1 protein-coding gene is annotated in these 868 nt (G+C 48.4%); it reads left to right on the top strand.

Annotated elements, in window-relative coordinates:
• The coding region (gene phoR / locus R7Z49_RS24040; protein WP_318112236.1) for a phosphate regulon sensor histidine kinase PhoR at nucleotides 1-868 on the top strand (868 nt) is incomplete at both ends.

Genomic DNA, 868 nt, shown 5'->3' with positions numbered 1-868 from the left:
CCGGTCAACCTATCTCGAACCTGATTCGAACTCCAGATTTCATAAAGTACCTCAATAAAAAAGATTTCTCCGAACCGCTAGAAATGCGCTCGCCGTTGAATGTCGAACGTATGTTAGAACTGCGTATCGTGCCTTACACGGAAGGTGAACACCTGATGGTGGTGCGTGACGTGAGCCAACTTAAGCAACTCGAAGGAATGCGTCGTAACTTCTTCGCCAACGTTTCTCATGAGCTACGCACTCCGATGACCGTACTACAAGGTTATCTGGAGATGACGGAAGACCCAGACATGATCGTCGGCCCGATGTGGACTAAAGCGCATGGGGTGATGACGGAGCAGCTTAACCGCATGAACAGCTTAGTGAATCAACTTCTTACCTTATCTAAGATTGAAGCCGCGCCGATGCATGAGTTGGAAGATGTCGTAAACGTGCCAGCAATGCTTGAAGTCTTAGAGAAAGAAGCGATCAGCTTAAGTGGTGATGACCAACATAAACTCAAGTTTGATGTCGATACTAGCCTTCGCGTGCTTGGAGATGATGACCAATTGCGCAGCGCGATCTCCAACCTTGTTTACAACGCAGTGAAGTACACTCCTCCGGGAGCCAATATTCATGTTCGTTGGTATCAAACCGCACAAGGTGCGTGCCTTGAAGTTGAAGACAGTGGTGATGGTATTGAGCCACAACACTTGCATCGACTGACAGAGCGTTTCTACCGAGTTGATAAAGCACGTTCACGCGATACGGGTGGCAGTGGTTTAGGGTTGGCAATTGTGAAACATGCGTTGAGCCATCATGACTCACACCTGGAAATTCAAAGTGAAGGCGGTGTAGGCAGTAAGGTCTCGTTCGTACTTCCAAGTCG

The sequence above is a fragment of the Vibrio sp. 1562 genome, assembly GCF_033340155.1.
Classification (GTDB): domain Bacteria; phylum Pseudomonadota; class Gammaproteobacteria; order Enterobacterales; family Vibrionaceae; genus Vibrio; species Vibrio alginolyticus.
Note: the sequence above shows the minus strand (reverse complement) of the source record. Positions and strands in the feature narration are given on the sequence as shown.